Below are 22,450 nucleotides of genomic sequence, written 5' to 3'. Positions count from 1 at the left end.
TTCACGAGAACTTACCAAGGGTACGTTCTCGTGCGCATTTTTTTCAGTTAATATGACTTTGACCTTAGAGATATAGCAGTGAATACCGTGCAACGATACGCACCAGCCTTACAAAAAGTATTGTTATTTGGACTGATTTTTATTCTGTTCTATTTGAGCTTTCAAGTCCTGAAATACTTTATTGTACCTGTGCTTTGGGCTGCGATTATTGCCTACATCACATGGCCTTTATATCACTCAGTGCAGAAACTCTGTGGACCACGTCCAACCTTAAGCGCCACCCTCATGATCAGTATGGTGGTGTTAGTTGTCGGTATCCCGCTAACCTTTGCCATCTTTATGCTGCAGCATGAAGGTCGTAATCTATTTTATGAACTACAAAGACAAGTGTTCTCAGGTCATTTAGATGTTCCGCAATTTATTCGGGACTTGCCCATTATCGGTAAAGAAGTCACCCGTACTTTAAAAGAAATCAACACCGATCCGAACAGTATTGTACAAAATGTCTCAGGCTGGTTTCAAAGCCACTTAAATTATGGTCGTTTGGTGCTGAGTGAAATTAGTAAAAATATTTTTAAACTCTGTTTTGCGGTGATGTCGTTATTCTTCTTCTATCGTGACGGACAAACCATTTTAAATCAGGTCAGTAAAGCGTTGGAGATGGTGATTGGCCCACGTATTCACCACTATTTAGACACCATTTCAGAAACCACGCGTGCTGTGGTCTATGGGGTTGGCCTGACTGCAATTGCACAAGCACTCTTGGCAGGCCTGAGCTATTTTGTTGCTGGTGTCCCAAACCCAATGGTACTGACCATTGTGACCTTTATCTTTGCACTCATTCCTTTTGGCCCTCCTGTGGCATATAGTGCCGTGTCTTTATGGTTATTCTCTCAAGGGCAGACTATTGAAGCGATTGGAGTGATGGCGTGGGGTGTCTGTGTGGTCAGCACAGCAGACAATGTGATTCGCCCATTGGTGATCTCAGGTGCAACGCAAATTCCGTTCTTGCTCATCATGTTTGGTGTATTGGGTGGTTTAGCCAGCTTTGGTATGGTCGGCTTGTTTGTCGGCCCCGTGATTCTAGCGGTACTGTTAGCCATTTGGCGCGAATGGCTACATGAACAAGTCAATGAACCCCTCATGATGCCGAAAGCGACATTGGCTTATGATCCACCTGAAGAGCCTTTAGATACGCCCAAAAAATAAGTTCTGTGAAATGACTTGAGCGCATGCTTTCCTCGAAAGTATGCGCTTTTTTATGTCAGATACAAAAACGCTGTACGGACAACATTGAACCGAAGCCCTGACTTTGTTTGAATAATTCTGAATTTTAAGGAAAAAAGGACCCAACATGTTGTCTTCTGCTTTCAAACTAAGCGCACTTGTGACTTTAATCGGTTTAGGGACTGTGGCATGTACTACTACACCTACTGAAACCAACACGATGGTCAAAGACGTCGATGTACACGCTGTTTCAACTGCAGGTGTAGGACAAAAAATTGGCACCATTCGTTTTATTGATAGCCCTGTTGGTTTAGCGATTCAAACCAATTTGACTCAACTTCCACCCGGCCCACACGGTTTTCATATCCATGAAAAAGGTTCGTGTGATGTAGCTGAAAAAGAAGGAAAACCTGTGGCTGCTTTAGCCGCTGGGGGACACTTTAACCCAGAAAAAGCGCCAAACCACGGCACACCACTGAATGGCCATCTAGGTGATTTACCCATCTTGAATGTCGACTCAGCAGGTAATGCAAAAGTCAATTTACTCGCTCCTCGCTTAAGTTTAGCTGACGTTGAGGGCTTAGCGGTGATGGTACATGCAGGTGGTGATAACTATTCAGATACACCTAAACCACTTGGCGGTGGCGGTGACCGTATTGCGTGTGGCGTGATTAAGTAACTCTATCGCCCCCTGCACTGTGAATAAAGCAGTGTTTTGACCGCACACATGTGGATAAGTTTCGACTTATACACACAATGCAGCGGAGCCATGCTCCGCTGCATTTTTATTGTCATAGGTGAATTTTTCATGCAATGGACCACAGCATTAAATTGACAGCGCCCTGAAAAAAGTTCAGGCTAAAACCAAAATAAAACTAAGCCTAGACTATTACATCGTGAACAATCTTCGTCAGTGGTTTCAGTCCTTTCAGTCCAATGCAATTTTTATGTATTGCTTGCAAATTTTGATTGTGCTGAGTGGCACAACCTTAGGTTTATATTTTTTAGGACTACAACAGCTTATTGTTCCGACCACATTAGGTGCAATTGCAACAGCCCTGACCGACTTCGATGACCGGCTCAGCATTCGTCTCAGAAACCTTGCCTATGTCTGTATCTTGTTCTTTAGCGTTAGTAGCATCTTAGATTTTTTGCATCCTTATAAATTCTTCTTCATCTTATATTTATCACTGTCTAGTGCTTGTTTTATTTTACTGGGGTCACTGGGGCAACGCTATGCAGCAATGAGCTTTGGTACCATTTTACTTTCCCTATACAGCATGTTTGGCCTAGGTGAATATTCGGTTTGGTACTTTCAACCCAGTTGTTTTGTCTTGGGAGCATTGTGGTATGGCTGTACCGCCATTGTGTTTTATATTCTTAAACCCACCTTGGCCGTTCAGGACAACTTAGCCCGCTGTTTTAACCAAGTTGCCGATTTGCTCAACGCAAAAGCACGTCTATTCGACCCAGACAATCGAGACAATGTAGAAGCGCTGCTCTACGATTTATCCCTACAAAACAGTACTGTGGTGCAAAGTTTTAACCACACCAAAAGTTCACTACTGACGCGATTAAAAGCGTCTCGCGCCAACCAAAATACAATTTATTGGCTCAACCTCTACTTTCTCGTTCAAGACATTCATGAACAAGCCAGCTCTAATTATTTACACTATGAGCAGTTACATCAAAACTTTAGCCGAACTGACCTCATTTTTCGTATTCAAAAAAATATTCGGCTGCAAGCTCTTGCCTGTCAGGCTTTGGCACGGTGTATCTTAACCAATCAAACCTATGTATCAGATCCAACGACCACTCAGGCGTTGCTGAATTTACACAGTTCCATGCAGGATTGGGTTCGAGATCATCCACACAATATTGAAGTCAAAAACCTACAACTGATTTTAAACAATTTAGATAGTGTGCATGAACGTTTTCAGCACCTCAACGAACTACAATCGCGCCAAGAACAGCGTTATCAGCAGCATATTGATAACCTCAATTTATATGATGATGATATCCATGATTGGCATGATCTGTGGCTCAAACTCAGTCAACATCTCACCCCCCAATCCGCACTGTTTCGCCATGCTGTACGCATCGCCTTTGTCTTTGCTGTAGGTTATGGCATCTCTCTTTTGCCCTTTGCGCAACATGGCTATTGGATTTTGCTCACCAGTTTATTTGTTTGCCAAATGCGTTATTTCGCCACCAAAAGTCGCTTAAAAATGCGAACCTTAGGCACAATTTTGGGCGTTGTTTTAGGGATTCCGCTGCTGTATTTCGTCCCAAGTATTGAAGGACAACTGCTACTAACCATTATTTTTGGCGTGTGTTTTTTCTATCTCAGTTCCAAGAAATATGCCATGGCGACCCTGATGGCAACACTCATGGTGCTGCTGATTTTTAATTTAAAAGGTGCAGGCTATGCCATTATTTTACCACGAATTATAGACACCCTCATTGGTTGTGCCATTGCTTGGTTCGCAGTGAGTTTTATTTGGCCCGATTGGGACTTCCGCAATATTTCCAACACCATTAAAAAAGCATCCGATGCAACCCTCAACTATTTCAATGCCATCTGTGAGCAATATCAACACGGCAAAAATAATAGTCTGGCTTACCGCAGTGCACGACGTACTGCGCATAATGCCCAAACCGAACTGGCAAACATGATTTCTAGTCTCAGTACCGAGCCCAATCCAAACCCAGAACTGGTACATCATGCTTTTCGCTACTTGGTATATAGCCACAGTCAACTCAGTTATATTTCTGCTTTAGGAAGCCACCGAGAATTGGTGCAGGATACACAAGTGCTGGAACTCATGCTGTGGTGTCAAAATACGCTAAATCATGTACTGCTCCATCAGCAGGCATTAGCTGAACTCGACATCCAGCAAAAACTGGCAGAGATTAAACGCTTAAATGCTCAAGAAACCATGAATCAGAATTTACACTTGGTACTCAAACAAATCAGTCTACTACTGGAAACTCTGCCCGAATTGCTGAAGTTAAAAACTGAACTGCTGGCCCGAGATATTAAATAAAACGGAGTACACAACGACGATCTTTAAAAGGTTCATGGTGTATTGTGGTTCATTTTTATCTGGTTCTTGCGTACACTCGAGCTTCATTCTCATAGATTTTTTGACCATGAACATTCAGACATTACGTGTTGTAGGATTTTTAGAAGGGATTTCTTTTTTACTGTTGTTATTCGTTGCGATGCCAATGAAATACATCTTTGATAACCCTATCCTAGTCAAATACGTGGGTATGGGGCATGGCGTATTATTTATCTTGTTTTTAATTGTGCTGTTTGTGGTATGTGAAAAGCAAAAATGGTCTTTGAAGATGTTTATTTTAGGTTTGATCGCTTCAATCTTACCTTTTGGGCCTTTTGTGTTTGATGCCAAAATTAAAAAATTAGAACCTGAGCAAGCTGAAGCCTGAGTTAAAAAACTGGCTTTAAAAAGGATTTTGTAAAGCAGTCATAAAAAGCGCCCATTCAAATGAATGCGCGCTTTTTTTGATGTGAACTTAGCTGAATTTAATCTTAGTAAACACCACTCTCAAGACGTTTTTGCATCACTTTTTTCACGGTCGCACGTGGAAAGCTAAACCAAAGTGCAATCAATATCAGGCAGACCAAACTGTAGGCCCAAAGACCAAATGCCACATAAGCCATGCGAACCAGTTCAATCACGAAGAAGAACGTAAACATCATCAGTACCGAAACGGCTGCAGCAACCGTCCCTTTGGACACTTCCGATGACATCAAAGCAAAGCGATATAACACAGAAAAACTGATACCTTCGCCGAAGCTCACCAAAGTCATCCCCACAATCAGTAACGGCAAGAAATAGCTTTGGAAAATGGTGCCGAGCACCACCAAGAGCGTACCAACGAACATCAAAGGCAAACCGAGTAACACAGTTTTACCGAGTGCCATTTTGTCGATGACTTTAATCAATACAATGTTGCCCAGAATGAGACCACCCAAGACAGGGAACTGCGCTAAGCCGTATTGCATACTGCTCAAGCCAAGTTCTTCCACCAGGATCACAGGCGACAGCGCAATCCACAGCATCAAAGGCATGGCGACCATAGGCAAACCAAAGGTGAGCGCCAAAAAGGTCTTATTTTTATAGACCATTTTATAGTCATCCCAAATATAGCGCAGCGGCTTTTTAGAATGACGCTGTTGTGTCGCAGGCATTTTGGCTTTTAAACCAAACCAACTTAAAAAAGCCAAAAAGGCGATGCCAATAAAGCCCCAATGCCATGACACATGGTCAATCATAAACGCGCCCACTACGGGGCCAAGCAGCGGTGCCAGCAAAGAAATATTGGCCATGAGTGCCATGACTTTAATGGCATCACGCTCTTCAAAACTTTCCTGTACTGCGGCATAACCCACCGCAGAAATCATCGATAGCCCCACGCCTTGTAAAAAGCGGAGCGCCAAAAAAGACTCAATATTTTGAGTGAGTAAAATCGCGAGGCAGGTCAGCACGAAAAATGCCACACCTGCAAGCAACACTTTTTTACGGCCTAAACGGTCTGAGAGTGGCCCAAGTAACCACGCAACACAGGCACCGCCCAGTAAATAAAAGGACATAGACGATGGTGCCCACGCACTACTTACCCCAAAGTCTTGGGTAATCGCGAGCATGGCAGGCTGGACTAAATCGTTACCGATATAGACCGAAAATTCGAATAAAACCAATGCCAAAGGAAACATCAATGTGGCACGGCTTAACTTTAAAGTTTGTACGTTTTGCATTGTTATCTACATATAAAATGCGTACAAGCCTGAGCAAAGTCCGTTAGAGGGAGAGACGACTAAGCCCAATGACAAGCACTGTAAAATTGAATAAAAAATGTAATGGGTGCGAGAAATGCACACTGGTTTTACGCTGTATTCACAAAGCGTTTTTAGAAAAGATGTTATTAATATAGACTGAGCGGTGACACCGACAAAGCTCAGTTAAGCTATTTTAGCAGTGTTGCATCTGTTTGTATTGTTACTTTTTTAAGTTTCATCTGTCGCATTTGGTTTTATACTAGGCGCAATAAAATACCCTTGTTTTAAGTCCTCATACGCCTGCAAAACTTCGGTGAAGGTGTTCATGACAAAATAGCCACGTCCATAAATGGGTTCATTTAAAGGTTGCCCACTGAGTAATAAAAAAGCACTGTCTTGTACAGCTTGTATTTCGAAATGCTCACCATGACTAGACATGACCACCATCTGTTGTGCTTCTATCATTTCTCCACTATTGAGCTGAAGACGACCACTACGGATATACAGCAGTGTCGTTTCGCCTTCCAATGCAGGTAAAACTGTTTTCGTACCCGCTGTAAGCTGAATATCCAACACGGTCATAGGGCTATGCGTTTGAGCAGGCCCTGTCTGGTTTTCATACGTCCCTGCAATCACCCTGACCGCTCCTTGAGCTTGCGCCAACTCCAGTTTTGGAATCATGGTATGACTCAAGTGTTGGTAACGTGCAGGATTCATTTTATCTTTAGCAGGTAGGTTGACCCACAATTGGATCATTTCAAATGTCCCGCCTGTTTTGGAAAATGCTTCACTAAATACTTCTTCGTGCAGCACCCCGGCCCCTGCCGTCATCCACTGTACATCTCCAGCGCTAATCACACCACCACCACCTGTCGAGTCCTGATGGGCAAGTTCACCTTGATAAACAATGGTTACGGTTTCAAAGCCACGATGCGGATGTTCACTCACGCCCTTTTTTAAGTGAGTCGGTTGTAAATAACTCGGGCCGATATGATCCAGCAATAGAAAAGGTGAAACCTAATTTCCCAGTTCATAGTGTGAAAACACAGAGACGACTGGGGCGAAGTCGCCTACAGCTGTTCGTGTACTTTCTGAGTGAATAAAGGCAAGGGTTTTCATGATTTACAATTTTTAGGTATTGTGACCCATATTTTATCAAGAGTTACAACGAGTAACTCTTTTATTATCAGAAGAACTACCTTCATTCTTAGATGAAATAAATAAGTTTGAGAATACAGAAATATATTTATGACCTTTTGCTACATCATGTTCTGAATGAGTTGTTTTCTCTGAAACTATAACTCTAACATTGTTACATGTATTATTGCTTTTAGATGTGCTCATTTTACCCTCCTATCATTTAGCTTGATGCTGTCGCATTGCTAAGAGATAAAGTTCTAATTCCACCCTATCACCAATTTCATCCAACAATGTTGCTATTTGGTTAGCTTCATCTACATTATTTGGCGAACATAAATAAGTGCCATATGTTACTAGAGTGAAAATATAGTTGTAAGTGATTTCTTGAATTTTTATTGTTACTGGTTTGCAATAAATAGAACCTATACAATTCACTTTAACAGAACGCTCAGATTTGTAAAATATTTTCTCTGAATCTCTCGTACCTTCCTCACTTAAATCAGCCAAAAAAATAGGCTCTCCAGTTTGTAAAGCTTGGGTCGCAACTGATCTGTTCTGCATTAAAACATTAGCATCAGTATGATTTTTTTGCCTATCTAGTGTCTCTTCATAAACCCATTCATTAGTATTTGAATTAGAACTTAATATGGTGATTTGCAAATTAGATCGTGGAACACCATAAAATTCAAAAAAGATTATTGCATTCTGCATTATCGATCTTAGTTGTTCTTTTGGATGAGTAATAATTTCAAAGAAATTAGCCCTCTTTCCTATATCCAACTTTGTCACTTTATCGTAAAAGCGAGTTCTTTTCGCTTGTACAATATTTTTTATAAATAATAAAAATTGATTTTGGAGTTTATCGTGAACAGCTTTATTCTTCACATCTTGCCAATCATAATATGCTCTTAGGCTTACACTGATTATAGTAAGTCCCATCAAAATTGAATATATTCTACTGTGTAAAGGCTTATAATCTACGATCCACCCCCAATCATCTCCCCAAATATCCAAAGTTCCATAATATAATCCCAATAAAACAGCAAAGGCTGAACTAAGCCACTTTTGACCAAAAATCTTTTTTAACATCAATACATCCAAGAATTTATTATTCTTTTCACAAACATAATATTACCAATAACCAGTAATACTTTAAAAGTACTTTTATTGAATCAATTTCTTAAATAAGTCACTTTCAACAATCAAAATATTCATTTTTATAAAATCCCAAAAAGCAAAAAAGCGCATCAACCGATACGCTTTTTATGAGGTAGAATCGTCTACATTTCAACCATAAATCAAAGATTTATTATGCACACTTCGCTGTTTGGAAGTTTTTGGTATTTTTACCGCGCGCACATTGGTAAGAGGTTTTCGTCGCAGTTTTTTCCCAGTCGCCATCAACCAACTTAAAGTTATACACGGTACGCACCGACTTTACTGAATCATCTAACAAACCTGTTTCAGTCACTTTGACTTCTGCCGCAGTCGGGGACTCAACCGTATTAAAGTACTGACGGATTTCAACCGTAGCTAACTCATTACGCAAATCTGGACGCTCTTTAAGTACCTGAGCCAACGGCGTATCTGACGAACCGACTTTATTCACTAACTCTTTCGTCGTCGCACAACCTGACAAAAGTCCCACACATACGGCTGAAGCTAAAATAAGACGCAACATAAATCCCACCCAAAATTCATTATTTATCAGTCCATCATGCCTTTTTTAGGCCTATTACACTATTTAGTAAATGTAATTCAGTTCCTTCAGCCATAAAAAAGCGCATCACGATGGATGCGCTTTTAAAATTCAATTCGAACTTAAAGATCGAATAATTTACCTGGGTTCATAATTCCGTTTGGATCAAAAACTTGCTTCAATGCCTTCATATATTCAATCTCTTCCGCCGAACGCGTGTAGTCAAGGTATGGCTTTTTGGTCATACCAACACCGTGCTCCGCAGAAATTGAACCATCGTATTTTTTCACGGTTTCGAAGACATATTTATTCACCACCTGACATTTAGCAAAGAACTCATCTTTGCTTAAGTCAGCAGGTTTTAAAATATTTAAGTGTAAATTACCGTCACCAATATGTCCGAACCAGCAGATCTCAAAGTCTGGGTAGTTGCTTGCCACAATCGCATCAATTTCTTTAATAAATGCAGGTACATGCGTAATCAAAACTGAAATGTCATTTTTGTATGGTGTAAATGGAGCAATCGACTCAGAAATATCTTCACGTAAACGCCATAAACTTTCCACTTGATCAAGGCTTTGGCTCAACACGCCATCCAGTACCCAGCCTTGTTCCATGCAGTGCTCAAAAATTTCCATCGCCTTGTCCATAATTGGCTCAAATGGCGCTTCAAATTCTAACAATACATAGAATGGACATTCGGTTTCAAATGGACGTTGTACATGACCATGTGCCAACACTTTTTGCATTGCCAGTTCACCAAAGAACTCAAATGCAGTCAGGTCAATTTTTGCTTGGAAAGCATGCAGTACAGGCATCACAGCATCAAAGTCAGGCACGCCCAACACCATTACTTGAAGGTCTTGCGGTTGGCGTTCCAGTTTGATTTCAGCTTCAGTCACTAAGCCCAGTGTCCCTTCACCACCAATGAATAAATGTTGTAGTGCATAACCCGTCGCGTTTTTGATCATGCCTTTGTTTAGACGCAGCACATCACCCTTACCCGTGACTACAGTTAAACCGAGTACCCAGTTACGCGTCATGCCGTATTTAATAACTTTAATACCACCTGCATTGGTGCCAATGTTTCCACCAATTTGACTCGAACCCGCAGAAGCAAAATCGACTGGGTAATACATGCCTTGCTCTTCAGCATAGTTTTGCAACTGCTCAGTCACCACGCCTGCTTGGACGCGAACCATACGATCTGCTGGGAAGAATTCCAAGATTTGGTTCATCTTGTCCATGCTCACCACAATTTCACCGTTGGCAGCGACTGCACCGGCAGATAAGCCAGTACGACCACCTGATGGTGTAATCGCAACATTAAACTCATTTGCAAGTTTCACAACCGCTTGCACTTGTTCCGTGCTCGATGGAAAAACGATGACTGACGGGTTTGGATCAAAATGTTTGGTATGATCGCGTCCCCAATTTTCAAGGCTATCCGCATCGGTTTTAATGCGGTTTTCACCTACAATTGCTGTCAATTGGGTCAATAACTCTGGGGTTAAAGCGACTGGAGCATTCATCGTTTTCAGACCTTGCAAGAAGTAAACAAGTTGTTTGTGGCACTAGGGTTCTCTGCATGAAAAGCGCTTCATTTCAGTCTTTCCATGCCCTAAAGCTCAGGCAGTTCGTGAGGATTTAAGCAGCAGTGTGCAACTGGCTTATTTTCACGGAGTCATATTATAAGGCATTTTTTCTGTTTCCCGCAGAAAAAGCTGTTTTATTCAGGATACCTTTGAAATGATTAGTTTAATTAGACCAAAAAGACTTTTTTACGCACCATAGAGGCTAAAAATACCCAGCAGAGTCCGCATAAAGGAAATGTATATCGGGCGCGGTACGTGCTATTATATCGCCACTAAATTTGGCCTTTGTAGCGGAGCCGTAATGAGCCAACATCTTTCACTTCCTAAAGATAAAATTCGTTTCTTGTTGTTAGAAGGCGTTCACCAAAACGCAATCGACACACTAAATGCTGCCGGATACACCAACATCGATTATCGTAAAACTGCGCTTGAAGGTGAAGCGTTGAAAGAAGCGATTAAAGATGCACATTTCATTGGTATTCGTTCCCGTACACAACTCACTGAAGAAGTGTTTGAAGCAGCGAATAAATTAATCGCTGTTGGTTGTTTCTGTATTGGTACCAACCAAGTGAACTTAAATGCTGCAATGGTTCGTGGTATTCCAGTATTTAACGCACCATACTCAAATACACGTTCAGTGGCTGAACTTGTACTTGCTGAAGCTATTCTTCTTCTTCGCCGTGTACCTGAGAAATCGACAGATACACATGCAGGCGGTTGGAACAAGTCAGCGGTTGGTTCGTTCGAAACTCGTGGCAAAACTTTAGGGATTGTCGGTTACGGTTCAATCGGTTCACAACTTTCTGTCCTTGCTGAAAGCTTGGGTATGAAAGTGATCTACTTCGACACAGTAACGAAACTACCATTAGGTAATGCACGTCAAGTCGGTAGCTTAAACGAACTTTTAGCCAATGCTGATGTTGTTTCTTTGCATGTACCTGATGTTCCGTCTACACGTAACTTCATGACCAAAGAAAAATTTGCACAAATGAAAGAAGGTGCAATCTTCATCAATGCTGCACGTGGTACATGTGTAGTGATTGAAGACTTAGCAGATGCCTTGAAATCAGGTCATGTTGCTGGTGCTGCGGTTGACGTGTTCCCGAAAGAACCAAAAGCCAATGGTGAAGAGTTCATTTCTCCACTACGTAACATTCCAAACGTGATCTTAACTCCTCACGTGGGTGGTTCGACGATGGAAGCGCAAGCGAACATTGGTTTAGAAGTGGCTGAGAAATTCGTTTCTTATTCAGATAAAGGTATGACTTTATCTGCGGTGAACTTCCCAGAAATCGCGTTACCGTTGACCGAAGGTAAACACCGTTTACTTCACATCCACAAAAACGTGCCAGGCGTGTTGTCAAAAATCAACAACTTGTTTGCTGAACACGGCATCAACATTTCTGGTCAGTCTTTAATGACCAAAGGTGATGTTGGTTACTTGGTGATGGATGTAGACGCAACAGCATCTCAAGAAGCTTTAGATACTCTACAAGACGTTGAAGGCACAATCCGCGTTCGCGTATTGTTCTAATTCGACTCTATTTAAAAACCACAGCTGCCAAGCTGTGGTTTTTTTATTTTTGAATACTTGTTAAAATTTTATGTGCGACCCAAGCACATTCTCCGCTACGTTTTGCAAGTATTCACTTCCCTATCTAGTATTCTAATAATGCCAAATCTAAAAAGTACTCCCCACCTCCAAGCGACCTTTTTATTGCTGATTGCAATGCTGAGCTTGCAAAGTAGTGGTTCATTGGCCAAAGTGCTGTTCGATCAATTTCCCATTTTAACCGTTTCCGCCATGCGCTTGCTGTTGGGATCAATCATTTTGGCCGTATTGTTTAAAATTTGGCAGATTGACTTTAAGCAAGTTAAATACAAGGCCATCATCAGCTATGGTTTTGCTTTGGCAGGCATGAACCTATTGTTTTATTTATCCATTGCTCGCCTGCCGCTCGGCATTGCAGTGTCGTTTGAATTTATTGGCCCACTCAGTGTCGCTCTGTTTTATGCCAAACAACGCTTTGACTTTGTTTGGGTCGGGCTAGCTATTTTAGGCTTGGTTTTACTGTTTCCTTTCGACCAAGCAACTCAACCTTTAGACCTTCTTGGGATTGTATTTGCACTAGGTGCAGGTGCATGTTGGGCCTTGTATATCGTGGCGGGGCAGCGCCCATCGGGTGTTTCGGGAAATCATACCGTATGCTTAGGTATGTTTGTCGGTATGCTAATATTAATGCCTCTCGCCCTGTTCAGTGGTTTACCTACAAATGTGTTTGAGCCCTCCAACCTAATCTATTTCGTGGCTTTGGCTGTTTTGGCCAGCGCTCTGCCTTTTAGTTTGGAAATGATTGCGCTACGTAATTTAACCGCTTTAAGCTTTGGCACGCTCATGAGTCTTGAGCCTGCTATCGCAGCACTGTCTGGTTTTGTCTTTCTAGGCGAGCAATTATTGTGGTCACAGTGGCTGGCGCTCAGCGTGATTATCATGGCGTCTATTGGTTGTACCTATACAGCCCAGAAAAACCGAAAAACTGCAGTTGAAATCATGTGATCCAGAGTTTGAATTTAGCTTTTAAATCCAAAGGCTCTATCGATTACTTTTAAATTCATGTCATTGCATTTCAAAAAATCAGCTTATTCAGCATCCAACTTGGGTGCTGAATCGTTATACTAATCCACCTTCTTAAAATAACAGGTCGCTATGACCTAATGTATGCATGATGCCTAATTCTCAACTGATGGCAGTGATGTTCATGGTCTTGTCCATGCTGTCCTATCAAATCAGTGCTTCTTTTGCCAAGCAGTTGATTGCCATCCTTGACCCGCTGACCGTGGTGACCCTTAGACTGTGCTTTGCCGCAATTTTAATTGTGCTGATGTTCCGCTCATGGAGCATCATCAAACGCCTACCGCATTTAAAATGGAAAGATTTACTCAGTTATACAGCAGCCTTATGCCTCATGAATATTTTATTCTACGCTTCGCTGGGTAGATTGCCGCAAGGTATTGCCGTAGGTTTAGAGTTTTTAGGCCCTTTAACTTTAGCGCTACTCTCGATCAAACAACGTCGTGATTATATTTGGGTCGGATTAGCGATTTTAGGCATTGCACTGATGGTGCCGTGGCATCAAGCCAATGCAAGCAACTTCTCCTTCTTAGGAGCCGCATTTGCGGTTTCAGCGGGTGCTTGCTGGGCGCTGTATATTTATTTTGGGCAAAAAGTCGTCCGTCAAAATATCGGCATGCATGCCCTCAGTATTGCTATTATGATCTCAGCCTTGGTGCTTCTGCCCATCAGTGCCACGCATAACCCAACAGCGCTGATGCAAACGGAATACTGGCCCAAAGCTTTATTGATTGCGCTGCTCGCCACAACCATTCCCTATGCTCTAGACCTGATGGCTTTGAAACGTTTAAGTAAACTCAGCTATGGGACGCTTTCAAGTTTGTCGCCGGCTTTAGCAGCCTTGGCAGGTTGGTTACTACTGAAAGAACAAATTAGCATGTGGCAAACGTTGGCGCTAGTTTGCATTATGATTGCCTCCGTTGGTGTTACCTTTAGAGCCAAACTGCAAAGTGATGACGCGCTTTAAATCACAAAAGATGGTACTCGCCATCTTTTGTTTAAAATGGACTTAAACCAAACTGTCTTTGTCAATTTTTTTGTACTTTTTGTATTCCTGCTGATACTGCTTGGCGAGCGCAGTCTTTTGAGCATCGAGTAAAATTTTTCCGGCTTGCTGAAAGAAACCATGCTCTTCTTCTTGTAAGTGATGATGTACGGTTTCCGATAATTTTTTTGCAATTGCCAACCACCCTGGATTTGAGAATTCCGTCTCCGTCAATTGTTCCAATAACTCATCCATTTTATGGTGCTCTGCCAAAGCATGGCGGGTAATGTTGAGGCCCGAATCGGTCATCATTAAAGGGATATAAAAATAACGGTCTTCTGCCACAGCATGGGCAAATAATTCATTTTTAAGGCGTTCAAATAGCTCACGGCGCTCAGGCGTATCCCCTGAAGTTTGGAGTAGTCGTTCAGCCAAATTTCGTTGTATAACGTGACTTTCTCTTAAGGCTTCAAATATATTCATTCTATGCTCCAGTTCCGTTCAACTTAAAACATCATTTTTTATTGAAAAGCTTCTTGGCACAGCATTGAGTGCGCTGTATTGATCATAAAGGCAATAAACGAGAAATGAGGTCACAGACTGCGCGTTTTTTGTAATCAAGTTTTAAAGGTATCGCACGATTACATCAAAAACATTTGATAGCTCAATCTTACAATCAGAATCGTCACCAAAATAAGAAATAAAATGCGGATAAAACCACTGCCGTATTTCAGCGCCATTTTTACCCCACAAATAGACCCGATCATATTTGCGACGGCCATCGTACCTCCTACAGCAAAGAGCACATGCCCCGAGGGAATAAAAAAGCTTAGCGCTGCAAGATTGGTCATCACATTGCCAATTTTAGCCAATGCCGCCGCATGCAAAAAATCAACGCGTAAATAGCGAATAAAATAGAAAATAAAAAAACTGCCCGTGCCTGGGCCAAACAAACCATCGTAAAAGCCAATGACTAAACTTCCGATTCCCGCCAACAGCAAAATTTTAGGCGTCACACGCTGCGCCATATGCACTTGCCCAAATTGCTTCTTCATGAGGGTATATACCGCCATCACAATTAACATGACCAAGACAAAGGGTTGGAGGACTTCTTTTGGAATCATGGCCACACTGGCCGCGCCCCCAAATGAACTGATGGTGGCACACACTGCGACCACAGCCAAAAGTTTCCATTCAAAGCGCACTTTACGGGCAAAGGAAACGGCTGAAGTGGCTGTACCCACCACTGCCGCTAATTTGTTGGTGCCAAATAAAGTGGCAGGTGCCATCGACGGAAATGCATTCATCAAAGCGGGAATTTGGATCAGCCCACCACCACCGACGGCAGCGTCAATTGCACCTGCACAAAAGGCAAAAAAGATCAGACTGATAATAATGTCGATGTCCACGCCTCATCCTTTTTGACCGAGTGATATATTTCGATTATAGATTTAAAACCCGCTTTGGAACCAATCTTTTCTTATCAGTAATTTCAGCCAAGCCTAAGCATTTTTCCCCATCGAAAACCAAGACCTGCGCTTCCGCTGTATGCTCAATATTACTTTCCATACCGCGACTAAAGTATTCACTGCGCCCTTCTGGAACTTGTACTTTAGGAAAATGATCTACGGGTGCATATACAGGTAACAACAGTGCTTCGCGCTCTTGTTCAGACAAACTTTCCAAATACTCAATGGTATAACTTGGAATCAGATCAAAATGACCCGTTTTAATGCGGTGTAAATAAGTCAAATGACCATAAGTACCTAATGCCTTCGCAATATCTTCGCCTAAAACACGAATATATGTGCCTTTGGAGCAGGTAATATCAAGGGTGATACTGTCTGCTGTGAATGAAAGCAGCTCAATCGCATAGATGGTAACCGGACGTGCTTCACGCTCAATTTCAATCCCTTTACGGGCCAACTCATATAAAGGACGACCATCTTTCTTCAAAGCGGAATACATCGGTGGCACTTGCTGAATATCACCCACAAACTGAGCCAAAACGGCTTCAATCAACTCTTCGGTTAACTCAGGTACAGCCTGCTCTAACAACTGCTCGCCTTCTACATCACCTGTGGTGGTACTGTGCCCCAGCTGAATGGTGGTTTGATAGCGCTTCACCGAGTCCAACAAAAAGTGCGAAAACTTGGTCGCTTCGCCCAAACAAATCGGCAGCAATCCTGATGCCAATGGATCAAGCGCTCCTGTATGCCCCGCCTTTTGCGCACGGTATAACCAACGCACTTTTTGCAATGCCGCATTTGAACTGATCCCCAATGGCTTATTCAATAAAAATACACCATTCACGGCACGGCGCTGGATTTTTGAAGCAGATGATTTCATAACATAGACACGTCTTAAAGCTGCCGCAATACTATCAACCGCTTGTCTAGTTTTACAACTTTTCTGTTGTTTATTTGTCCTTTTGTTTCAGAATAAATCGAGTTCAGTCATATGAACCAAATAAAAAATACAATAGGGATGTTAGGCATAGGATATGCAAAAAAAGAAATTATGGCTCATTTTCGCCGTGATCATCGTTGTCATTCTTGGTTTTCTCATTTGGCTCGCACCCAATGCAACTGTTGGCTCAAACCAAGGGCCGATTAGCTCTAGTGCTCAAAATACTACAGGCTTATTACCCGCAGCGTCAGACTTGCCACATGCATCGGGGCTGCCTTTTGTCAGTAACAGCCAACAGGACACCGAAATCAACTGCCAACTGGTGCTCGACCAAAGTAATCGCTTAGTTGTTAATGAACAAACACGTAACTGTTTTGAATATTTCATTACCCAATATGGTGAAAAAAATATTGACCAGATCAAGCAAGATTTTAAAGCCTATATCCAGCAAGGTTATCAAGAACCTGCGCTTAAGCAGATTTTAGATCTTTGGACTCGCTATATAGATTATCGTGTGCAATTGGGTAGTCTGAAGGAGCCAAGCCTAAATAAAGAAGACCCTGAGTACTATCGTAAAATTTTTACTTTGATGAAAAACCTACGCAGCCAGTTCTTTTCTGACTATGAAATCGAAGGCCTCTTTGGCGCTGAAAATACCTACCATGAATATACCTTAGACCGTATGAGCATCATGGCAGATCAATCCTTAACTGAAGTACAGAAAGCGCAGAAACTGAAAGAACTGTTTGCTCAACTGCCTGAAGATTGGAAAGAAAACCTAGAACAACTCTCCAAACTCGAAGATCTGCGTAAACTGACCTCAGATATTAAAGCGCGCGGCGGCTCTGCTGAAGAAATTCGCCAAATGCGCCAGAATCTTGTCGGTGCCGAAGCGACCGTACGCTTAGAAAAACTCGACCAAGATCGAAACAATTGGAAATCTCGGGTCAATACTTACTTAGAACAACGCGACAGCATTCTCAAAAGTAACATGAGTCAAGACGCGCAGCAGCAAGCCATTCAAAAACTACGTGATCAACAGTTTAATAATTCACAAGAACAACTTCGACTAGGAGCCTTTGAAACCACACATGACACGGGAGGAAAACTTCCGTTCGCAGATTAAAGCTATACCGTGTTTGACTTTTTCAGGATGAAAAAAATGTTTATAACGAAAAGAATGATACAAACAATGTCACTCGTAGGTCTGATTACCAGCCTTGGACTCAGCGCGACCACAGCTACAGCTGGTTTACAGACGGTGACTGCAAGCGTAAAAAGTAATTATGCTCAAACTAAATATCCATTGCTATTTACCCATGGCATGTTTGGGTTCAGCCGAGTGGGCGTTGCCGAACTTGGACTGGATTACTGGTATCAAATTTTACCCGACTTGGCTCGAAATGGAGCAACCACCTTTGCAGCACAAATTTCCCCTTTAGAGTCAACTGAAGTACGGGGTGAACAGTTACTACAACAAGTTGAAGAGGTCATCGCCCTGACAGGCAAGCCCAAGGTTAATTTGATTGGACATAGCCATGGCGGACCAACCATTCGCTATGTAGAAGCAGTTAAACCGCAATATGTGGCCTCACTGACAGGTGTGGGAGCAACATTTAGAGGGTCAAAAGTGGCTGATCAGCTTCTTGCCAATCAAGGCGGAACACAACTACTCAGCCTAGCGGCGGATTATATTATTGGCCCTATGCTTGCTTATGGGCAAAGTAACCCTGCATTAAAAAGCAATTTAACAGCATCACTCACCTCAATTAGTGAGCAAGGTTCCAGTGTTTTTAATCAGAAATATCCAACAACAGCACTGGCTTCAGACTGTAACAAGAGCGGTGCAACATCCAGCAAGGGCGTGTATTACTATTCTTGGACTGGCACGTCTCAAGTCACGAACATTCTCGATGTTGCAGATAGTGCGATCTCACTGTTGGGGCCTTTGGCGTATGGCCATTTTGACAATGATGGTTTAGTGGCACGCTGTAGTACACACTTCGGTAAAGTCATCCGTGATAACTATGACTGGAATCATTTAGATGAGGTCAACCAAGTTATGGGGCTACGTGGACTATTTAGCGCAGACCCTGTTGATGTCTATCGCCAACATGCCAATCGCTTAAAACTTCAAGGACTCTAGTTCTATTTTTCCCTTCGAATCTTTAACGTTTCGGAGGGATGCCTCCTAGAATTATCCAGTTACAAACTGTATTTAATTTAATCGGATTTCTCTACGCCCCTCCTCCCTCACCTTTATACTCATTTTTGACAACTTAAATTGTCGTCATAAAAAATAAAAAACGAGGATGATCAATGAAATATGAATTATTGATAGCTGGACTGCTGTCGACCTGCGCACTCGCTGCTACACAAACGCAAGCAGCTGCTTCACAAATTAAATCAAACTACGTTGCCTCTAGTTATGCAAAGACCAAATATCCTTTGGTTTTTGCACATGGTATGGGTGGCTGGATTCGAGCAGGAACCGATGAACTTGGTGTGGATTACTGGTATCAAATCTTGCCAGATTTAGCCCGTAACGGTGCAAACGCATGGGCAACACGCGTTTCTCCATTCAACACATCTGAAGTTCGTGGTGAACAACTGCTGCAACAAGTAGATGAAATCTTAGCGATTACAGGAGCACCCAAAGTCAATTTGCTTGGTCATAGTCACGGCGGACATAGTATTGCCTATGTCTCAAATGTTATGCCCAATAAAATCGCGTCTGCAACAGCCATTTCTAGTCCTTTAAAAGGCTCTCCTGTGGCGGATTTGATTATTTCCGCGCAAGGTACGCCGCTAGAACAACCGCTGGTAGGCTTAATCAACTTTGGGTCCAAGGCTATTGTTTGGGCACAACAGCAAAATCCGAACTCACTTCCACATGATGCACTCGGTGCTGGTAAAAGTTTGAGTCAAGCTGGGTCTAAAGCTTTTGCTCAGAAATATCCATTGGGTATGCCAAAAACAAGCTGTGGTGAAGGTTTAGCGAAAGAAAATGGAGTTTATTTTTACTCTTTCTCTGGCAACTCAACATTAACCAATATTCTTGATCCAGACTCATTATTGGGTGCGACAGGCTTACTCATGCAAGCGCCAAATGATAATGATGGCTTAGTCTCACGTTGTAGTGCCAAATATGGCAAGACCGTGCGCGATAACTATAATTGGAACCATTTAGATGTGATTAACCAGTTCTTGAGTCTACGTTCTATTTTTGCTCCAGACCCTGTGGATGTTTATCGTCAACACGCCAACCGTTTGAAGCTTCAAGGACTCTAAAATTTAGGCATAAAAAATGCGCCATTGGGCGCATTTTTTTACTCGTATAAAACTTAAAATTAAGCTTTAACTTTACGAGCTGGTAACTTTTCACGAATACGTGCAGCTTTACCAGACAATTCACGTAGGTAGTAAAGTTTAGCACGACGTACGTCACCACGACGTTTCACTTCGATTTTAGCAACGATTGGAGAGTGAGTTTGGAAAACACGCTCAACACCAACACCGCTAGAAATTTTACGTACTGTGAACGCAGAGTTCAAGCCACGGTTTTTCTTCGCGATTACAACACCTTCAAATGCCTGAAGACGCTCACGGTCACCCTCTTTTACTTTAACCTGAACGATAACTGTATCGCCTGGTGCAAAAGCTGGGATGTCTTGTTTAAGCTGTGCATTTTCAACAGCTTGTACTAAAGGATGCTTACCGCTCATGGGGTATCTCCAATATGTGCGGGTCAGAAGAGGTCTGATATCCGCTGGGTATAGAGGCTAAATCGCATAGACCCGATTATCTTTCTCTTTATGCTTGACCACTTCAATGCACAAAGAGCCTATTAAAAGAATACTCTGAATTAAGTATTCAAATCTGTTAGCCATTTCTTTTGCTGCTTCGTCAACTCCACATTTTCCACCAACTCAGGTCGGCGTTGTTGTGTTCGTTGATAACGCTGCAAAAACCGCCATTTCTCAATATTGGCATGATGTCCCGACTTTAAGACTTCAGGGACATCCAAACCTTCAAAATGGTCTGGCTTGGTATATTGTGGGCAGTCCAAAAGACCATCCACAAATGAGTCTTGCACATGAGACTGTTCATCAGACATTGCACCCGGGAGTCTCCGAATAATACTGTCTAATAAAACCATCGCAGGAAGCTCGCCACCCGATAAAACGTAATCCCCTATGGACCATTCCTGATCAACATATTTTTGGATCAAACGTTCATCGACCCCTTCATAACGGCCACACAACACAATCAATCCATCATAGTCGACAAACTGTTGTACTGCAGGCTCATTTAAGGTTTTTCCTTGCGGTGACATATACACCACAGGAACATGAACTACACCTGCTTGCATGGCAAGCTCTTTGGCATGTTGAATTGCTTTTGCCAGAGGCTCAGCCATCATCACCATACCAGGACCACCGCCAAATGGACGTTCATCCACTCGTTTGTAGTTGCCCTCAGCATAATCACGAGGATTAATACAAGTCACTTGTACTAAATCACTTTTTGCTGCACGCCCGCTAATACCGTAGGCTGTAATCGCTTCAAACATTTCAGGAAAAAGCGTAATGACTGCAAAAAACATCGCAGACTCCCGTATTTCCAAAAATAATTAGTAATCTACGCCCCAATTAACGTAAATACGACCAGCTTCGAGATCAACGCGTTGCACCACATCTTTATGCCATGGAATCATGCGTTCTTCAGCATCAACGCTGTCTGGTGTTGCGTGAACCACCATCACATCATTGGCACCTGTCTCAAACATTTCATGGATTTTTCCGAGATTTACTTCTTGTTCTTCATCATCCAAACCTAACACTGTTAAGCCTTTCAAATCTGACCAGTAAAACTCATCCATTCCTGCTTTAGGAAGTTGCGCTTTTGAAATCCAAACATTTGCGCCAACTAGGTTATCTGCTGCAGTGCGATCAATGACGCCTTTTAGCGAAACAACTAAGCCTTTGCCATGCGGTTTCCAACGTTTTACATCTATTGTTTGCCAACCTGCTTTGGTTTCAATGTACCAAGGCAGATAGTCAAAGATGTTGCTCATTGGTTCTGTGTTGGAATAGATCCAGAGCCACCCATTTAATCCATATGCTGAACGTAACTGTCCAATCTGAATACGATCTTCGGGAACATTCTGTGTTGGTGTCATGGGCTACCTACTACTTAATTAGCAAAAATTATGCAGTAGCTGCAGCTTTCTTAGCTTGAGCAGCTAAAGAAGCAACACGTTCAGATGGTTGAGCACCTTGAGCAACCCAGTGTGCAAAACGATCAGCATCTAAACGAAGTTTTTCTGCTTTACCTTGAGCTGTTGGGTTGAAGAAACCAATACGTTCGATGAAACGACCGTCACGTGCATTACGGCTATCAGTTACAATAACTTGATAGAATGGACGTTTTTTAGCACCACCGCGTGCAAGACGAATAACTACCATGATACAACCTTATAGTTTTTACGGATTATCCCTGCCCCGACCATCGGAACATTTCAAACCCCTTTCATAGAGGGCAATATTTTACGTTATCTTTGCTGCGAAAGAAAGATTAAAATTTGTTTATCCACACTTTTGAATTTGGATTGGCTTTGTTGCACAAAGATTTAAAAGATAACACTCTGCTCATTTGAACAGAATTCAAGTGACAACTTGGGTATGAGGACGACCTAATTCTGTAAATTTGTTCAATACGGCTATGCGTGCATGAATCTCATTCACCTGACTAGAAAAACTCCTTGCTGTTAATTTATCACCTAATAGTTTGATGCAATGCATCTTGGTTTCAACTAAACTTCGACGATGATAACCAGACCATTTTTTCCAAAGCGTTCTTCCTAAACGTTTAACTGTTTTCAGTAACTCATTCCGCTCTAAAGATCTCAATTTCTGATCTTTCCATGGTTTTGCATTTTTTCTTGGCGGAATGA

At 42.2% G+C, this 22,450-nt stretch carries 23 protein-coding genes and 1 pseudogene; 10 read left to right on the top strand and 14 right to left on the bottom strand.

The features are described from left to right. Positions 1-87: 87 nt before the first annotated feature. From HYI04_RS05220 to HYI04_RS05205, 4 genes are all read left to right on the top strand, one after another. A complete protein-coding gene (locus HYI04_RS05220) occupies positions 88-1,209 on the top strand; it encodes an AI-2E family transporter (RefSeq protein WP_171519344.1) in 1,122 nt (373 codons plus the stop codon). Positions 1,210-1,354: 145 nt separating this feature from the next. Then, positions 1,355-1,906 carry a superoxide dismutase family protein gene (sodC, locus tag HYI04_RS05215; protein ID WP_159152632.1) on the top strand — a complete coding sequence of 184 codons (552 nt, stop codon included), beginning with the start codon at positions 1,355-1,357 and terminating at the stop codon, positions 1,904-1,906. 217 nt (positions 1,907-2,123) lie between these two features. Continuing rightward, entirely contained in the window at positions 2,124-4,274 is a 2,151-nt protein-coding gene (gene yccS / locus HYI04_RS05210; protein WP_131230701.1) for a YccS family putative transporter, read from the top strand. A gap of 106 nt (positions 4,275-4,380) precedes the next feature. Next, complete coding sequence (locus HYI04_RS05205) at positions 4,381-4,680, top strand: DUF3817 domain-containing protein (RefSeq protein ID WP_004977999.1); 300 nt, start codon at positions 4,381-4,383, stop codon at positions 4,678-4,680. Positions 4,681-4,783: 103 nt separating this feature from the next. Here HYI04_RS05205 and HYI04_RS05200 read toward each other — a convergent pair whose 3' ends face one another. The 6 genes and pseudogenes from HYI04_RS05200 to HYI04_RS05180 form a co-directional block, all read right to left on the bottom strand. Then, positions 4,784-6,013 (bottom strand): MFS transporter, encoded by a 1,230-nt coding sequence (locus HYI04_RS05200; protein WP_131230703.1) that lies wholly within the window; start codon positions 6,011-6,013, stop codon positions 4,784-4,786. Between the two features lie 249 nt (positions 6,014-6,262). Next, a pseudogene (locus HYI04_RS05195) lies at positions 6,263-7,153 on the bottom strand (pirin family protein). 36 nt (positions 7,154-7,189) lie between these two features. Beyond that, entirely contained in the window at positions 7,190-7,378 is a 189-nt protein-coding gene (locus tag HYI04_RS16815) for a hypothetical protein (RefSeq protein WP_205667547.1), read from the bottom strand. Between the two features lie 12 nt (positions 7,379-7,390). Beyond that, the gene (locus HYI04_RS05190; RefSeq protein WP_256732913.1) at positions 7,391-8,263 is read right to left on the bottom strand and encodes a hypothetical protein; all 873 of its coding nucleotides are present in this window, start codon (positions 8,261-8,263) and stop codon (positions 7,391-7,393) included. Positions 8,264-8,483: 220 nt separating this feature from the next. Beyond that, entirely contained in the window at positions 8,484-8,855 is a 372-nt protein-coding gene (locus HYI04_RS05185; protein WP_078389157.1) for a hypothetical protein, read from the bottom strand. Between the two features lie 140 nt (positions 8,856-8,995). After that, positions 8,996-10,405 carry an FAD-binding oxidoreductase gene (locus tag HYI04_RS05180; protein WP_004978025.1) on the bottom strand — a complete coding sequence of 470 codons (1,410 nt, stop codon included), beginning with the start codon at positions 10,403-10,405 and terminating at the stop codon, positions 8,996-8,998. Positions 10,406-10,769: 364 nt separating this feature from the next. On the opposite strand from HYI04_RS05180, the gene serA reads away from it, so the two are divergent. The 3 genes from serA (at position 10,770) to HYI04_RS05165 (ending at position 14,067) form a co-directional block, all read left to right on the top strand. Then, positions 10,770-12,002, top strand: coding sequence for a phosphoglycerate dehydrogenase (gene serA / locus HYI04_RS05175; protein WP_004691438.1), 1,233 nt, complete (start codon positions 10,770-10,772; stop codon positions 12,000-12,002). A 138-nt stretch (positions 12,003-12,140) separates the two neighbouring features. Then, positions 12,141-13,025, top strand: a complete 885-nt coding sequence (locus HYI04_RS05170) for an EamA family transporter (protein ID WP_130235329.1) — start codon at positions 12,141-12,143, stop codon at positions 13,023-13,025. Between the two features lie 169 nt (positions 13,026-13,194). Then, on the top strand, positions 13,195-14,067 hold the full coding sequence (locus HYI04_RS05165; RefSeq protein ID WP_178895982.1) for a DMT family transporter: 873 nt from the start codon (positions 13,195-13,197) through the stop codon (positions 14,065-14,067). A gap of 42 nt (positions 14,068-14,109) precedes the next feature. Here the strand turns inward: HYI04_RS05165 and HYI04_RS05160 are convergent, their stop codons facing one another. The 3 genes from HYI04_RS05160 to truB all read right to left on the bottom strand — a co-directional run bounded on the left by HYI04_RS05160 (position 14,110) and on the right by truB (position 16,434). Further along, a complete protein-coding gene (locus HYI04_RS05160; RefSeq protein ID WP_178895948.1) occupies positions 14,110-14,568 on the bottom strand; it encodes a hemerythrin domain-containing protein in 459 nt (152 codons plus the stop codon). A gap of 158 nt (positions 14,569-14,726) precedes the next feature. Next, a complete protein-coding gene (locus HYI04_RS05155) occupies positions 14,727-15,494 on the bottom strand; it encodes a TSUP family transporter (RefSeq protein WP_178895947.1) in 768 nt (255 codons plus the stop codon). A gap of 34 nt (positions 15,495-15,528) precedes the next feature. Continuing rightward, entirely contained in the window at positions 15,529-16,434 is a 906-nt protein-coding gene (gene truB / locus HYI04_RS05150) for a tRNA pseudouridine(55) synthase TruB (protein ID WP_058870391.1), read from the bottom strand. Between the two features lie 154 nt (positions 16,435-16,588). Here truB and HYI04_RS05145 point away from each other — a divergent pair, with 154 nt between their 5' ends. The 3 genes from HYI04_RS05145 to HYI04_RS05135 all read left to right on the top strand — a co-directional run bounded on the left by HYI04_RS05145 (position 16,589) and on the right by HYI04_RS05135 (position 19,785). Continuing rightward, a complete protein-coding gene (locus HYI04_RS05145; protein ID WP_178895946.1) occupies positions 16,589-17,620 on the top strand; it encodes a lipase secretion chaperone in 1,032 nt (343 codons plus the stop codon). Positions 17,621-17,674: 54 nt separating this feature from the next. Continuing rightward, a complete protein-coding gene (locus HYI04_RS05140) occupies positions 17,675-18,640 on the top strand; it encodes a triacylglycerol lipase (protein WP_178895945.1) in 966 nt (321 codons plus the stop codon). Between the two features lie 173 nt (positions 18,641-18,813). Next, positions 18,814-19,785, top strand: a complete 972-nt coding sequence (locus HYI04_RS05135; RefSeq protein WP_178895944.1) for a triacylglycerol lipase — start codon at positions 18,814-18,816, stop codon at positions 19,783-19,785. 59 nt (positions 19,786-19,844) lie between these two features. On the opposite strand, the gene rplS is transcribed toward HYI04_RS05135, so the two are convergent. The 5 genes from rplS to HYI04_RS05110 form a co-directional block, all read right to left on the bottom strand. Next, positions 19,845-20,219 carry a 50S ribosomal protein L19 gene (gene rplS, locus HYI04_RS05130; protein WP_004691454.1) on the bottom strand — a complete coding sequence of 125 codons (375 nt, stop codon included), beginning with the start codon at positions 20,217-20,219 and terminating at the stop codon, positions 19,845-19,847. 140 nt (positions 20,220-20,359) lie between these two features. Beyond that, on the bottom strand, positions 20,360-21,100 hold the full coding sequence (gene trmD, locus HYI04_RS05125) for a tRNA (guanosine(37)-N1)-methyltransferase TrmD (RefSeq protein ID WP_178895943.1): 741 nt from the start codon (positions 21,098-21,100) through the stop codon (positions 20,360-20,362). A 27-nt stretch (positions 21,101-21,127) separates the two neighbouring features. Beyond that, the gene (gene rimM / locus HYI04_RS05120; protein ID WP_004978035.1) at positions 21,128-21,676 is read right to left on the bottom strand and encodes a ribosome maturation factor RimM; all 549 of its coding nucleotides are present in this window, start codon (positions 21,674-21,676) and stop codon (positions 21,128-21,130) included. Between the two features lie 28 nt (positions 21,677-21,704). Then, a complete protein-coding gene (gene rpsP, locus HYI04_RS05115; RefSeq protein WP_004718284.1) occupies positions 21,705-21,962 on the bottom strand; it encodes a 30S ribosomal protein S16 in 258 nt (85 codons plus the stop codon). Positions 21,963-22,160: 198 nt separating this feature from the next. Next, a partial coding sequence (locus tag HYI04_RS05110; protein WP_372239160.1) for a transposase occupies positions 22,161-22,450 on the bottom strand: 290 nt, incomplete at its 5' end.

It is taken from the genome of Acinetobacter sp. SwsAc2 (genome assembly GCF_013391465.1).
Taxonomy (GTDB): domain Bacteria; phylum Pseudomonadota; class Gammaproteobacteria; order Pseudomonadales; family Moraxellaceae; genus Acinetobacter; species Acinetobacter johnsonii.
Note: the sequence above shows the minus strand (reverse complement) of the source record. Positions and strands in the feature narration are given on the sequence as shown.